General features: G+C 43.9%; 13 protein-coding genes. 9 read left to right on the top strand and 4 right to left on the bottom strand.

Annotated elements, in window-relative coordinates; genetic code table 11:
* The first annotated feature begins 107 nt into the window (after nucleotides 1–107).
* Nucleotides 108–578, top strand: coding sequence for an anaerobic ribonucleoside-triphosphate reductase-activating protein (gene nrdG / locus OCV56_RS17570; RefSeq protein WP_017058260.1), 471 nt, complete (start codon nucleotides 108–110; stop codon nucleotides 576–578).
* Between the two features lie 114 nt (nucleotides 579–692).
* On the opposite strand, the gene OCV56_RS17565 is transcribed toward nrdG, so the two are convergent.
* Nucleotides 693–2078 (bottom strand): MATE family efflux transporter, encoded by a 1386-nt coding sequence (locus tag OCV56_RS17565; RefSeq protein WP_086714046.1) that lies wholly within the window; start codon nucleotides 2076–2078, stop codon nucleotides 693–695.
* Nucleotides 2079–2210: 132 nt separating this feature from the next.
* Between OCV56_RS17565 and OCV56_RS17560 the strand changes: the two genes are divergently transcribed.
* The 4 genes from OCV56_RS17560 (at nucleotide 2211) to OCV56_RS17545 (ending at nucleotide 7071) form a co-directional block, all read left to right on the top strand.
* Nucleotides 2211–3050, top strand: a complete 840-nt coding sequence (locus tag OCV56_RS17560) for an AraC family transcriptional regulator (protein WP_086714045.1) — start codon at nucleotides 2211–2213, stop codon at nucleotides 3048–3050.
* A gap of 242 nt (nucleotides 3051–3292) precedes the next feature.
* Nucleotides 3293–4477 carry an amino acid aminotransferase gene (locus OCV56_RS17555; protein ID WP_086714044.1) on the top strand — a complete coding sequence of 395 codons (1185 nt, stop codon included), beginning with the start codon at nucleotides 3293–3295 and terminating at the stop codon, nucleotides 4475–4477.
* An 11-nt stretch (nucleotides 4478–4488) separates the two neighbouring features.
* Nucleotides 4489–5175 (top strand): putative ATP-dependent zinc protease, encoded by a 687-nt coding sequence (locus tag OCV56_RS17550; RefSeq protein ID WP_086714043.1) that lies wholly within the window; start codon nucleotides 4489–4491, stop codon nucleotides 5173–5175.
* Nucleotides 5176–5463: 288 nt separating this feature from the next.
* Entirely contained in the window at nucleotides 5464–7071 is a 1608-nt protein-coding gene (locus OCV56_RS17545; RefSeq protein ID WP_086714042.1) for an ABC-F family ATPase, read from the top strand.
* Between the two features lie 129 nt (nucleotides 7072–7200).
* Here OCV56_RS17545 and OCV56_RS17540 read toward each other — a convergent pair whose 3' ends face one another.
* From OCV56_RS17540 to OCV56_RS17530, 3 genes are all read right to left on the bottom strand, one after another.
* Nucleotides 7201–9087 (bottom strand): methyl-accepting chemotaxis protein, encoded by a 1887-nt coding sequence (locus OCV56_RS17540; RefSeq protein WP_086714041.1) that lies wholly within the window; start codon nucleotides 9085–9087, stop codon nucleotides 7201–7203.
* A 309-nt stretch (nucleotides 9088–9396) separates the two neighbouring features.
* Nucleotides 9397–9921 (bottom strand): hypothetical protein, encoded by a 525-nt coding sequence (locus tag OCV56_RS17535; RefSeq protein WP_086714040.1) that lies wholly within the window; start codon nucleotides 9919–9921, stop codon nucleotides 9397–9399.
* A gap of 97 nt (nucleotides 9922–10018) precedes the next feature.
* Complete coding sequence (locus OCV56_RS17530) at nucleotides 10019–10396, bottom strand: YgiW/YdeI family stress tolerance OB fold protein (protein ID WP_086714039.1); 378 nt, start codon at nucleotides 10394–10396, stop codon at nucleotides 10019–10021.
* A 231-nt stretch (nucleotides 10397–10627) separates the two neighbouring features.
* On the opposite strand from OCV56_RS17530, the gene OCV56_RS17525 reads away from it, so the two are divergent.
* From OCV56_RS17525 to modC, 4 genes are read left to right on the top strand one after another with little or no spacing between them, the layout of a single operon-like run.
* The gene (locus OCV56_RS17525; protein WP_086714038.1) at nucleotides 10628–12127 is read left to right on the top strand and encodes a cobyric acid synthase; all 1500 of its coding nucleotides are present in this window, start codon (nucleotides 10628–10630) and stop codon (nucleotides 12125–12127) included.
* A 5-nt stretch (nucleotides 12128–12132) separates the two neighbouring features.
* On the top strand, nucleotides 12133–12891 hold the full coding sequence (gene modA, locus OCV56_RS17520) for a molybdate ABC transporter substrate-binding protein (protein ID WP_086714037.1): 759 nt from the start codon (nucleotides 12133–12135) through the stop codon (nucleotides 12889–12891).
* Nucleotides 12892–13590 carry a molybdate ABC transporter permease subunit gene (gene modB / locus OCV56_RS17515; protein ID WP_019822703.1) on the top strand — a complete coding sequence of 233 codons (699 nt, stop codon included), beginning with the start codon at nucleotides 12892–12894 and terminating at the stop codon, nucleotides 13588–13590.
* On the top strand, nucleotides 13587–14693 hold the full coding sequence (modC, locus tag OCV56_RS17510) for a molybdenum ABC transporter ATP-binding protein ModC (protein ID WP_086714036.1): 1107 nt from the start codon (nucleotides 13587–13589) through the stop codon (nucleotides 14691–14693). Before modB ends, modC begins: the two co-directional genes overlap by 4 nt.
* Nucleotides 14694–14965: the final 272 nt, after the last annotated feature.

Below are 14965 nucleotides of genomic sequence, written 5' to 3'. Positions count from 1 at the left end.
GAAATAAGATTGGTATCGGCACTATGTCGATACCAATTCATTTGTTTCACTTCTCGCTACTTTTCGAATTCAACCACTAAGCCATCACGAGTTTTCAATACTGCCTTATGAATTATCATCAATATCACCCCATCGACGTTGTAAATGGCCCAGGTACACGCTGCACCTTGTTTGTGTCGGGTTGTGTGCATCAGTGCCGTGGGTGTTATAACCAATCCACGCAAAGGTTGGACTCTGGGCATTTGTTTACTCAAGAACTTCAAGACCACATCATTGCTGATCTGAATGATCCGCGAATCAAACGTCGTGGTTTGTCGCTTTCTGGTGGTGATCCGCTCCATCCTGCGAATGTGTCTGAAGTGCTTAAGCTAGTTCAGCGTGTAAAAGCTGAATGTGAAGGCAAAGATATCTGGATGTGGACAGGCTACGAACTCGACGAACTCGATGAAAAGCAGAAGCAAGTGCTTGAATACGTGGATACATTGATTGACGGTCGCTTTGAACAAGATAAAGCGGACCCAATGTTGGATTGGCGTGGCAGTTCAAACCAAATCATCCATCGATTTACTGATTTATAACTGTTGTCGTGACTTAGCACACCCGTAAAACGAAAAAGGGCGTCATGGTTAGCGCAATGCAACCAATCGGCCCTTGGGTGTGAGTTCTTTTCGTTTGTTAACTCAAACTAGCATTTATACAGCGATTTGATCTGGCTCTTCTATTAAGTTGTTGATCCATTTCTTAGAGTGAATCCGCTGGCTAGTTAAAACGATTTTCGCTAGTTCTTCCAGTAATACAATCATTAGTACCCATTCTAACGACCAGCCAAGCACTAAAGCGGTGAAATAGGCGAGGGGAATACCAATGGCCCATTGGCCGAATATGTCGATGAAGATGCTGTAGTTGATGTCGCCACCGCTTTTTAACACTCCTCCGATACCAACCATGTTGAATACTCTCAATATCATCCCTGCCGCCATCACTAAAGCGACGTTGACCGCTGTATCTTTGAGTTCCAAGTGCGTTAAATCGATTAATTGAACAATGGCTGGCTTGGCGATAAAACACAGCACTGCCACTAAAGTTGCAAGCGCACAACTCACAAGCACATAGCCCCAAGCGGTATTTTCAACTCGTTGATAGTTCTTCGCTCCAATCTCATTGCCTAGAATGATCGAGGCGGCAACTGCAAAGCCCAAGAAGGCTGAAATTAAGATACTTTCCACTGGCGATAACAGTGAGATGATCGCAAGCTCGCCAACACCCATCTGACCAACAATGACGTTGTATATCAGTATTCCACCAGCCCAAGCCGTATCGTGAACTAACATAGGAATCGCGATCTTGAAGTACTTCTTTCTGTGCTTTGGCAAGATGGCATCGCGCCAACTGCCGATTGTAGGGAACAAATGTGAATAGTGTTTTCTTGCCATCACTACCAGTGCAACAGTTTGAAAGCATCGTGAAACCGTGGTGCCGATAGCAGCGCCAACCACACCTAGCTCAGGAAAGCCAAACAACCCGAAGATAAGCAGTGCATTTAGAATCGCATTCACGATGATCGCCCAAATACTGATCTTAGTGGGCAATTTAGCTTCACCGACTGATCGCAATGCGCTTTCTAGCGGCACTACTATCGCGGTACCAATAAGGCTGGCGCCTGTTATCCAAAGGTAATCCGTTGCCAAGCGGACGTAATCAGGGTCTGAGGCCACCACAGACACGACTGATTCAGGAACCAGTGTATAAATCAAAACAAAAGGGATGATGGCAAAAATAGACAAAGCCCAAGATTGCGACAACACACGTCGAATGCCATTGAAATCACCCGCTCCAAAATATTGCGAAGCTAGCACACTAACTGCACCGCTAATTCCGGATACCATGATTAAGTTAAAGAAGAATATACGGTTGCCAACGCCGACTGCTGCGGTTGCCGCATCACCAAGCTGATTGACCATGAAAATATCGACCACGCCGAGCAATGAAAACAACATGGTTTGCAATGAGACAGGTAAACCGATGTGTAATAGCTTTTGCCAAAATTCTTTGTCTAAATGACGATATGTCGAGAGCATCGCATTTTCCCTCTAGTGAATATGCGAGAAGTTTATCGGCATTTGTTTTAGCTGTATTGTTCAGACTCATCACAAACTTTTGTCAAACTATCCACTTTAGTGGTTTGGCGACATGAGCGAGCTAGCAGTGGAATGAGCGAGAAACAAGAACGGTACGAGATCTCAGAAAAAACGCATCAAGAGTTTGTCGATCAAAGCCATGTATTGGCATTCGAAGAGCTAGGTATCGTTCAATGTGGGACAGCATCGTGCCGCGATTTCTTCTCTGTCTACAGAAAGAACCAACAAAAACACATGTTGCTGTATACCGTAAGAGGCAAAGGGTGGCTCGAAAGTGAAGGGTGTCGATATATTCTCGAGCCAGGTTCGTGTATTACTGTGCCTGCAGGCGTTGAGAACGGTTTTGGTATTGAGGAAGAAACATGGCAGATCGCGTGGATTTTTCTATCGCCTGACAAGCAATGGGATAATGTCGTCAGTGATGAGGTGAGTTATACGCTCTCTCCAGCAGCAGAAGTTGTTTCGTCTTGTATTCATACATTGCTGAGAAGTATTGCCTTGCCCATTGATTTAGGCGGGGCGATTGCCATTCACAGCGTAGCGCAAATAGAGTTCATGATTAATGCGCCCGTCCCGCAGCAGCAATCTCGAAATTTGATTCGCTTGAGACGTGTGTTCGATAACGTGCAAAAGCAGCTTCACAAAGAGTGGAATGTGCATGAGCTAGCAAACCTATTCCCGTGTTCAGAGCCGCATTTCCATCGCTTGTGCCAACGTTATTATTCTCATAGCCCGATGACGCATATTATGCGTATGAGAATGGAATACGCTGCTCGATTGCTCAGGTCGAGTGATTGGTCGATTCAACACATCGGTGAGATAGTCGGATATCCAAATGCCGCTAACTTTAGTACTCGGTTTAAGGCGTGGTCAGGAATGACACCAAGACAATTCAAACAAAGTGCCCAATAACAATTTTAATCGGGCACACGGAAACATAAGAAAATAGGAACATAAGACGGATATAAATAAAGAGCTTTGAATTGTGCAATGGGTCATTAGGTGTTTGAAATTTGCACTATTTATCCGTTTGAAACGACCAATATCTGATTACTTATGGTAACTAAGCGCTTCTATTAAAAAATGTTTCTGATTTTAGTACGAAAATGTTAACGTGAAATCCATTACTTGAATTTCAAAGGGTTGTGACTTTCATGTTTTCACATCTACCAAAACCAACTTTAGATCCAATTCTATCTCTTTCTGTTGCTTACCGCGGCGATACTCGCACTGACAAAGTCGATTTAGGCATTGGCGTTTACAAAAACGACCAAGGTGAAACACCGATCATGAAAGCCGTTTCGAAGGCTCAAGATATCGTTGTTGAAACTCAGAAAACCAAAGCTTACGTTGGCCTAGCAGGCTGTGAAGAGTTTAACCAGAGCATGGTTGATCTGTTGCTTAAAGGGACTTCTGCAATGGATCGCGTTGCTGCGATTCAAACACCGGGTGCAAGTGGTGCACTTCGTATGTTGGGAGACTTAATGAAAGTTTCTCAACCAGACACGACGGTTTGGATTTCAAACCCAAGCTACGTTAACCACAAACCGGTGATGGAAGCAGCAGGCTTAAAAGTTCGCTACTACAATTACTTCAGTCCTGAAACGAAGCAAGTTGATACTGCAAAAATGTTGGACGACCTTTCAAAAGCCGGTCCATCAGACGTGGTACTACTGCACGGTTGCTGTCATAACCCAACGGGTGCTGACATTAACTTCGAAGCGTGGCAGGAAATCACTAAGTTATCGCAAAAGAATGGTTTCTTACCGTTCGTTGATATTGCTTACCAAGGCTTTGGAGACGGCCTAGAAGAAGACGCGAAAGGTCTTCAACACATGGCAAATAACGTTGAAGAGATGCTTATCACAACGTCTTGCTCAAAGAACTTCGGTTTGTACCGTGAAAGAACGGGGGCCGCTATCGTGATTGGCAAGAACAGCGAACACGTTGGCAATGCTAAAGGTAAGCTTCTTACTCTTGCGCGTTCAACTTACACAATGCCACCAGATCATGGTGCAGCTTTGGTTAAAACAATTCTTCAGAATCAAGACCTAACATCGATTTGGAAGCAAGAATTGAGTGAAATGCAGCAACGTTTGTTAAATCTGCGCCAAAGTTTATGTGATGAATTGCGAAATACTTATAACACGTCACAATTTGATTTCATTGAAAGCCATAAAGGCATGTTTAGTGTACTAGGCTTTAAAGAAACTCAAATGAATCAATTACGTGAAGAATATGGAGTCTATGGTGTTGGTGACGGACGCATTAATATCGCAGGCCTTTCTGAATCTCATATTCCTTATGTAGCTAAAGCGATAGCTAACGTTTCAAAATAGAAGGTGACTGAATGTATAACTGGAAAGCGATTGTAGTTTTAATGCTAAGTGGTGGCTTGTTTGCTTGTTCGACGACGACTCAAGTGCCTGCCGAGCCTGAGCAAAAGCCTCAAGTAGAACAACCTGCTGTGGATGATTCTTCAAAGACTGATGCAACTGAAGATCAGAAAGTAACGGAACCTACAGAGAAGGCTGAAGAAGTAAAACCAACTGAACCAGAAGCGAAGCCAAAGCCTGAAGAAAAGCCGGCTCCAAAGCCGACTAAAACAAGCGATGGCAAACTGATCCTTGGTGAAGAAGAGTGGGTGTTTGTACCTGGTTTGAAAGAAGCGTTTAAAGCGCGTGTTGATACTGGTGCGACTACATCTTCAATCAGCGCCGTTGATATTGTTGATTTTGAACGTGACGGTAAAGATTGGGTTAAGTTCAAAATTGAACATGACGGCATTACAACTGAAGAGATAAGCTTACCAGTAGAACGCTGGGTTAAGATCAAGCAATCAAGCGCGGAAGGTACACAACGACGTGCTGTTGTTGTTGCTTCGATTCAAATTGGTGATCTAAAAGACAAAACTGAATTTACGCTAGCAGACCGAACGCATCTTTCTTTCCCACTTCTGTTGGGCAGAAGCTTCTTTAGAGATGTTGCAGTTGTAGACGTAAGCAAAAAATACGTTCAGAAGAAAATAACTAAATAGATTTAAGTCGATGAGTTGTGACTCAACCTGACATTTCTGTTTTGATAAATCGAATCCCTGCTAACGGAATTAGCGGGGATTTTTTCTATTTATGGCGTAATAACCGATGAAATGCATTTAATTGTGCATTGTTCGCAATCCGTTAACTCTTTAACCTCGACAATGTGATCCTGATCTCTATATAATCCGCGCTTCGATTTTTGTTTAATCCATACTTTCGTACTTCATATTTAGGCACGTCTTTCTGCCTAATAATTATCTGTCAGCACACGCTTAGGAATTAGTTCTTTGATATCTACCGCGAACATCACAATGCAATTTGGCGCAGAGCCGCTGTTTGAAAACATCTCTGCTAAATTTGGTAACGGCAACCGTTATGGTTTGATCGGCGCCAATGGTTGCGGCAAATCAACGTTCATGAAAATCCTAAGTGGCGCACTAGCGCCGAGTTCGGGCAACGTTTCTATCACCCCAGGAGAAAAACTGGGTGTGCTAAGCCAAGATCAGTTCGCCTTCGAACAATACAGCGTTATCGACGTTGTAATCATGGGCGACAGAAAACTGTGGGAAGTAAAACAAGAACGTGACCGTATCTACTCTTTGCCAGAAATGAGCGAAGACGACGGTATGAAAGTCGCTGAGCTTGAAAGTGAATTCGCAGAAATGGACGGCTACACAGCGGAAAGCCGTGCTGGTGACATCCTAATCCAAGCGGGTATCGAAGAAGAGTTCCATTTTGGCCTGATGCAGCAAGTTGCTCCGGGTTGGAAACTGCGTGTGCTATTGGCGCAAGCTTTGTTTGCAAACCCAGACATCCTGCTTCTTGATGAACCAACCAACAACTTGGACATTCACACGATCAACTGGCTTGCTGAAGAACTCAATCAGCGTAAATGTACAATGATCATCATTTCGCACGATAGACACTTCCTGAACTCTGTGTGTACGCACATGGCAGATATCGACTACGGTGAGCTTCGTATTTACCCAGGTAACTACGAGTATTTCCTAGAAGCGTCTGGTTTGATTCGTGAACAACTTCTAGCAAGCAATGCTAAGAAAGCGGCTGAAATCAGTGAGCTTCAAGATTTCGTGAACCGTTTTGGTGCTAATGCATCTAAAGCAAAACAAGCAAGTTCACGAGCTAAGAAAATGGACAAAATTACGCTTGATGAAGTGAAATCATCGAGCCGTATGAGCCCATCAATTGATTTCGGTGAAGGTAAGAAACTGCACCGTCAAGCGCTTGAACTTCAAGAACTTGGTCACGGATTCGATGGCGAAACACTGTTTGCTGGTGGTAATTTGCTGCTTGAAGCGGGTACGCGCCTTGCGGTTATCGGTGAGAACGGTGTGGGTAAAACCACGCTGCTACGTTGTCTCGTTCAAGAGCTAGAGCAGAACGAAGGTATCGTTAAATGGTCTGAAAATGCTTCTGTAGGTTACTGCCCACAAGACAGCACTAAGGACTTTGATAACGACCTGAGTATCTTCGATTGGATCTCACAATGGCGCACTGCGAAGCACGATGACCTAATGGTACGTGGCATTCTAGGTCGTCTACTGTTTACGGCTGACGATGCGAACAAGAAAGCTCGCAACTGTTCTGGTGGTGAGAAGAACCGTCTGTTATTCGGCAAGCTAATGATGCAGGACATCAACGTGCTTGTGATGGACGAGCCAACCAACCACATGGACATGGAAGCTATCCAAGCCCTAAACGATGCACTTAAGGTTTACACTGGTACGCTTATCTTCGTGAGCCATGACCGTGAGTTTGTATCTTCATTGGCAACACACATCATTGATGTGAAAGACCAACAGCTAGTGAGTTTCCAAGGTAGTTACGAAGAGTACCTAGATCACCAGAAAAAGATGTTGATGGTTAACCTATAACAGCTAACGATTAATATAGAGTTGTGTAGGTGAACTGTCGTTAACGGTTCATCGACACGAACATATAAAAAGCCCCCGACCACTTATGTGTTCGGGGGCTTTTTGTTTAGGTTAGATCTAAACGTCTAATTAGTATTTGAACAACTGCACTTGGGTATTCAACTGTTGGGCGATGCCTCGTAGCTCTTCAGAAAGTTGACGAGAGTTATCTGCCTCAGTCGACATGCTGTCTGACACGTCATTAACTAACTGAATGTTCTTACTCACTTCGCCAGTTACAGTTCTCTGTTCAGAAGCCGCGTTTGAGATGTGTGAGGCCATATCGGAGATCTGTTGGATCGACGTCGCGATCTCTTCTAGTGCTGTCGTCGCGTTGTTTGCATCGTCGACACTGGATTGTGCCAAGTCTTGGCTGCGCTGCATTGATTCAACCGCACTCATACTGTTTTTCTGTAGAGTTTCAATCATTTCACGAATCTCATCAGTAGAGCTATGAGTTCGTTGAGAAAGAACACGCACCTCATCTGCTACAACTGCGAAGCCGCGACCTTGTTCACCAGCACGTGCCGCTTCAATTGCTGCATTAAGAGCGAGTAGGTTAGTTTGTTCAGCAATATCAGAAATGGTCGAAAGAATCGTATTGATATCCAGTGCGTTCTTTTCGAGCTCTTGGATGATACCAGAGGCATTTTCTACTTGCTGTGCAAGGTTGGTGATCGAATCTTGGTTACGAATGATCACTTGTTTACCTTGCTCACAGTTCTCTGTGGAGCTAATTGCCGAGTCAGCGGTCATTTGTGCGTTGTTTGCCACTTCTTCTGCCGTTGCTGACATCTCATGCACAGCGGTAGCAATTTGAGATATTTCATGCAGTTGAACCGACAACCCATCACTGGTTTGGCGAGCAACATTGGTGCTAACTTCAGATTGCTCGTTCAATTGACTCGAAGAGTCTGCGATATCACGAACAATTTCTTGTAGTTTGGCGATGAAAGCGTTGACGTGGTGCGCTAGGGTACCGATCTCATCTTTGCTATTTACTGTAATACGTTGTGTTAAGTCGCCATCACCTTTAGAGAGTGCTTCCATTGCTGAGCTGAGCGTTGTTAACGGCGCGAGTGCTTTTTTGATGATGAACATTGCCACAAATGCGATAACGGCAAGTTGAATCAGGCCAAAAATCACCGATTGGCGTAACAATGAGCGGTAAGAGGCAAAAGATTTGGTCTTGTCGATTACGACAGTAAAGTACCAATCGGTATGTGGGACTTTCTGAGCGGAAAGGAGAGACTCAGCACCGTCAATCATCAGTTCTTCAAATTCAGTGTTTTGAGAAAGTGACCTGATTTTTTGCGCTGATAGGTTATTTGATACGTTAGACACGGATTTCAGGGCTAAGCTACGATCTCTGTGGGCAACGACATTACCTTTGCCATCGACAAGGAATGCGTAAACGCCTGGCTGTTCAATGCTGACTACATCGTTGATCAATGTATTGAGATTAAGATCCGCACCAATTACTCCAGAGTAACCATTGGTACGAAATGGGCTCGCAATGGTCACAACAAGGTCGTTGGTCGCCACATCAATGTAAGGTTCGGTGACGACAGTTTGTCCGGTAGCCATAGGAACTTTGTACCAATCACGAGAGCGAGGGTCATAACCTTCAGGTACAGGTAAATCGACACCTTGTAAGAATTGGCCATCAGAAAGGCCTGCGTACGCAATTTGGAATCGACCTGCATTGGTGCTCTGTGTGAAGTAACTTCTAGGATCATCAGTGTATTTGAAGGCATCTTTGGCAGCGTTTACCACGTTAATGCGCCCTTCAATCCATTTTTCAATACCCGCGACATTAGCATTCGTTAAGGTTGTCGAATATTGCTGGATTGAACGGTATGTTTCGTTAAGAAGCTGCTTCCCTGTTATATACGTCTGAATCATTGTCATTGCGAAAATAATGACAACAAATATCAACGTTAATTTGTTCTTGATTGAAATGTTGCTAACACCCATTTACAGTACTTCACTCTATTAAAATTTGGGGGAGAGATTATCAGTACGTCATACTATCGTAAAGCTGTTTTATCAATGGGGCTTTACTAATCAGTTAATCATATGCAGTGGCTTTAAAACGGAAGGTTAGGCTAGAAGTAGATCAAAAAGGTTTTAGAGTTATTCCCAAACAGGGCGGAAAAATAGAAAGTACAGCGTGAAGGATATTAAAGGCCAATATGTATCAATACTTATTAGCCTTTAAGGTAGTCATTATAAGTAAATAGCATGAGAATTAGTTACTTACAACGCTAAAAGTGCTGGGGGATATTAGAATCCGAATCGAGCCGACATTAAGATTTGGTGACCATAAGTACCATTGTTTCGCAGATCTACACCAACAGAAAGTTGATCGGTTGAGTGAAAGCGAGCACCAAAACCAACAATTGAGCTGCTGTTATCGTTATCTATCAGCTGACCAAGACGTGCATTAACTTCAACATTTGCAATGAGCCAGGCTTTTACGCCGATGTTTACTTCCGTTTTAATATCGTTTTCGTCGTTGCGCTCAATGTTGTGTAATAGCATCTGGCCATAGATATCGGCAAACTGCCCAATAGGACCATTAAAGCCAACACCGGCTGCTGCGTCCCAGTCACTTTCGAAACCAGTATCAATACGACCGATAAAATGAGCATTTTGAGTAAATAGTGTTGTGAATTCACCACCAAACGTACTAGGGCTAGCCCCCATGCGTAGCTCGAATGTGTTGTAGTTAAAGTTGTTTGCAGACGCAGAGAAAGAACACAGTGCAGCTAGTCCTAAAAGGACAGTCTTATTAGTGCAACCTAGCATGGTGACTCCATATAAATTGTATTTGCGGCAGTATAATACAAAAAGCCTGCAATATGCAGGCCAATTATTTGAAGTTAGTATGCTTTGTATTTACCGCTTATAGAACCTGGATATGATCCACTTCGATTTCAGGTGTTTTGCCGCCTTCATATTCACCAAAGATACGCACTTTTGTGTCAGCGGTTAGTGGCTGTGCTAGGCGGATGTCATCATCCAGTTCGATTTGAATTTCACTCTGCCCATCAGAGAAGACAAATGTGTCATTCTTTAGTTGGCGAACAATCTTGCCATCCACAATTGCTTCTTGCTCAGCGAACATGCTTGTGTCTGCTAGTAGGGTCGCAACAGAAACGGTCTCAATTGGTCCAGTGTAAGCAATAGAGCTCTCGTGCTTGTTGCTGTTATGGTCACTAGCCATTGCGAAAGTAGGAGCAAGGATAATAGTAGATGCGATAGCTAATACAGTTTTTTTCATGGTGAATCCCTTAATGTTGTTTTTTAGTTGAAACGTTTTTTAAAGTTAAATGAACTTCTTTGGTAGAGACGTTTCGTTTCGATGGAGCTATTAAACAACACTGGGGTTGAATCCAGAGTGAGTAACACATTCATTTTCCATTCATTTTATTGAGCATCTACTCGGCAATGACGTTAAGATGGTCTGAGAGATATATCGCCTGCGGGCTGAAAGTTAAGGATTTTAGTAAAAATGCTAGCACCATTAAGCGCCCTTATGGTTCAAGGAACCACGTCGGATGCCGGAAAAAGTGTATTGGTGGCAGGTTTATGCCGTGTTTTAGCAAGGAAAGGTGTCAAAGTGGCACCTTTTAAGCCACAAAACATGGCGTTAAACAGTGCTGTGACGAAAGATGGTGGGGAAATTGGCCGCGCTCAAGCCGTTCAGGCTCAAGCATGTAATATCGAACCATCGGTTCACATGAACCCTGTATTGCTTAAACCCAACTCAGACACTGGTGCTCAAGTTATTCTACAAGGCCGTGCGTTAAGTAATATGGAGGCTACGGGCTACCATGATTACAAGAAAGTTGCGATGAATACGGTTATTGATTCATTTGATCGACTTTTAAAAGAATTCGATAGCGTGATGATTGAAGGTGCTGGAAGCCCAGCCGAAATTAACCTTCGGGAGAATGACATCGCGAACATGGGGTTTGCTGAAAAGGCCGATATACCAGTGATCATTGTGGCTGATATCGACCGCGGAGGCGTATTTGCACACCTGTATGGCACATTAGCTCTGTTATCTGAATCTGAACAAGCTCGCGTAAAAGGGTTTGTGATTAATCGTTTTAGAGGCGATATTGCTCTGCTTCAGTCGGGCCTTGATTGGCTGGAAGAGAAAACTGGTAAGCCTGTGATTGGTGTGTTGCCATATTTGCATGGTTTCAATTTAGAAGCTGAAGATGCGATTACCTCTGCTCAAGAGTCCGATGGAGAGGCCAAGCTTAAGGTCGTGGTACCAGTCCTTACTCGGATCAGCAACCACACTGACTTCGACGCGTTAAGGCTGAATCCTTCTATTGACCTTCGCTACGTGGGTAAAGGCGAACGTTTAAACAATGCCGATTTGATCATCTTGCCGGGCACTAAGTCTGTAAGAGCCGATTTAGATTACTTGAAACAACAAGGCTGGGATCAAGACATTCAACGTCACCTGCGTTTAGGTGGCAAAGTAATGGGTATATGTGGTGGTTATCAGATGCTCGGTAATCTTATCCACGATCCTGATGGTGTTGAAGGCGAGCCGGGCAGTAGTGAAGGGTTAGGTTACCTTGATGCTGAAACCACGTTAACGCAACAGAAAACGTTAACTAACGTGCTTGGGACTTTAAGCCTAAATGGACAGTCGGCACCAGTAAAAGGGTATGAAATTCACGTAGGTAGGACTGATGTCAATGAAATGGCATTACCGGTTCAGTTAGAATCTGGCAGCTTTGATGGCGCGATAAATTCAGATAACTCGATATTTGGTACTTACTTGCATGGTGTATTGGATAACAGTGGTGCGCTATCACTGATTTGTGAATGGGCAGGGGCTAATGAAGTAGCATCGATTGACCACGAACAACTGAAAGAGTTGGGTATTAATAGAATCGCGGACGCCATCGAAGAGCACTTAAATCTTGACCTGCTTTGGCCTGAGTTGAAACAAACTGGTCTAGATATCAAAAGAACAACAGATAAGTGAGAGCAATGAAAAAACTAGTCACTCTTTTAGCGGTAGCGTTAACCACTTCGTTGAGTTCCACTCATGCTTTGGCTACCGAGAAACTACGTGTTTATGCGGCATCATCGATGACCAATGCGGTTAATCTGTTAGTTGAAGAGTTTGAGAAAAACCATTCTGTTGATGTTATTCCTGTCTATGCCAGCACATCTTCATTGGTGCGACAGATCGAAAGAGGTGCGCCAGCTGACATATTTATCTCGGCAAATGAAAAGTGGATGACTCATCTAGTCGATCGAAACTATGTTTCTAGTGACAATGTCACAAATCTATGTGAGAACGAGCTTGTGCTAATCTCTCCAAAGGAATATTCAATTTCATTTGATATTTCAAAAGGTGAACAGTGGTCTGAACTTCTTGATAATGAAAGACTTGCGGTTGGCAACACCATGTCGGTTCCTGCTGGTATTTACGCAAAAGAAGCGTTAGAAAACTTGGATGTATGGGACGATGTGAAGGATCGATTAGCACCAAGTAACAACGTTCGTATGGCGTTAGCCTTGGTAGAGCGTAGTGAAGCAAAACTTGGCATTGTCTACAAAACGGATGCGTTGCTTTCTAAGGAAGTAAACCTGGTATCGACGTTCCCAACAGATTTACATACACCAATACGTTACCCTGTAGCGAAGTTGAGCGATAAAGTCGTTGCAGAAGAGTTCTATACTTTCCTCAATAGCGAAAAAGCGAAAGACACCTTGAACAGTTTTGGATTTGAAGTGCGTTAAATGATGTATTTATCTGAATACGAATACCAAGCCTTAATGCTGAGTTTGAAAGTCGCTGGGTTTGCCATCTTATGGCTTATTCCGATCGGCATTGGCTTGGCGTGGTTGCTCGCTAAGAAACAATTTGTTGGTAAAAGCATTGTTGAGAGTATTGTCCATTTGCCTTTGGTACTTCCCCCTGTGGTCATTGGCTATTTACTGTTAGTGATGATGGGTAGGCAAGGCATCATCGGCTCGTGGCTCAATGATGTGTTTGGTATTGTATTCAGCTTTAGTTGGAAAGGTGCGGCACTCGCTTGCGTGGTTGTGGCGTTGCCGCTGATGGTTCGCTCTATCCGATTGAGCCTAGAAACCGTCGACAGTAAGCTTGAAGAGGCCGCTGCTACATTGGGCGCTTCACCTCTTCGTGTATTTTTTACGATCACTTTGCCCTTAATGATCCCAGGGATCATTACTGGCACCATGCTTTCATTCGCAAGAAGCCTAGGTGAGTTTGGTGCGACCATCAGCTTTGTTTCAAATATTCCCGGTGAAACTCAAACCATTCCATTGGCCATGTATACCTTTATCGAAACCCCTGGTGCTGAAATGGAAGCCGCGCGTTTGTGTGTCATCTCTATAGTGATAGCGCTGGGTTCATTGATGCTCTCTGAGTGGCTAAACAAAAAGTCGGCACAACGCTTAGGAGGTAATGCATGAGTGCTTTGATCCTCCAATATCAGCAACAACTTGGTGAAACGTTCTTTGATATTGACTTGGAGTTACCAAGTAGTGGTATTACTGCAATTTTCGGTCGTTCTGGTGCAGGTAAAACATCCCTTATCAATGCGATTAGTGGTCTCAAACAGCCAGATAAGGGCTTGATTAGCGTATCGGGAACCATCTTGTTCGACAGTGATAAAGGCATTAACCTGCCGACTCACAAACGCAACGTCGGTTATGTGTTCCAAGAGTCACGATTGTTCCCACACATGAAGGTGGCGGCAAATCTTAAGTACGGAATGAAAAGCGTCGATAAAGCGCACTTTGAGCAAATAGTCTCACTGTTGTCTTTGGGCTCATTGCTTGATCGCTATCCAGCTCGTTTGTCTGGCGGTGAGAAGCAACGTGTGGCGATCGGACGCGCATTGTTATCAAAGCCTAGCATTTTGTTGATGGATGAGCCTTTGGCGTCTCTCGACTTGCCCCGCAAGCGTGAAGTGATGCCGTTTCTGGAGAATTTATCTGAAACCGTGCAAATACCGATTATCTATGTCACTCATAGTCTCAATGAAATTTTGCGCTTGGCAAATCACCTTGTGATCATTGATCAAGGCAAAGTTATTTCATCGGGCGTGACGGAAGAGGTTTGGGCATCGAGAGCCATGCAACCTTGGCAATCTTTCTCAGAGCAAAGCTCGTTGTTTGAAGCGACTTTAGCAGAACATAATGATGATTATGCGCTGTCTCGCTTAAGGTTAGGTCAGTCGACGTCATTATGGGTTCAGAAAGTGTCGAGTGAACTTGGTACTACAGTGAGGCTGCAAGTTAGGGCAAATGATGTCTCTATCACGCTAGAGCAGCCGAAAGGGACTTCGATACGTAATATCCTTCCTGTCACCATTAAAAGCGTAGAGACGCATCAACAAGGCACGAATAAGCAGAGTGTGGCTGTTGAACTGGAGTTAGAGTCTGGATGCTACCTATGGGCAACCATTACGTCGTGGGCACTGAATGAACTAAATCTAGAAATCGGCCAACGTGTTTTCGCGCAAATTAAAGGTGTGAGTGTTGCTCAGAGAGATATCGCGGTAACGCACTAAGCTAACGCGATAACTCATTCAGAACTAACGGTGAACTTCGTTTCCTGTTTTATTTTAGAACGGATAAAATTCGATCTTGATTCCATGAATGGATACATGCGTCATTTTTATTCGGTATAAGTGCCAGTTTTGCGCGACACTTTATGAGTGCTAAGGCATATTGTTTGTGTAGTCACATGAACAACCATAGCAAGAACAAACAGACGTAACGCTCATCGAGCAGAAAGTAGCGGATATAAAAAAGCCGCGTGTTTAAAGTAACATGCGGCTTA

Source organism: Vibrio gigantis, from assembly GCF_024347515.1.
GTDB classification, from domain to species: Bacteria; Pseudomonadota; Gammaproteobacteria; order Enterobacterales; family Vibrionaceae; genus Vibrio; species Vibrio gigantis.
This window is presented reverse-complemented; position numbering and strand designations above follow the sequence as displayed.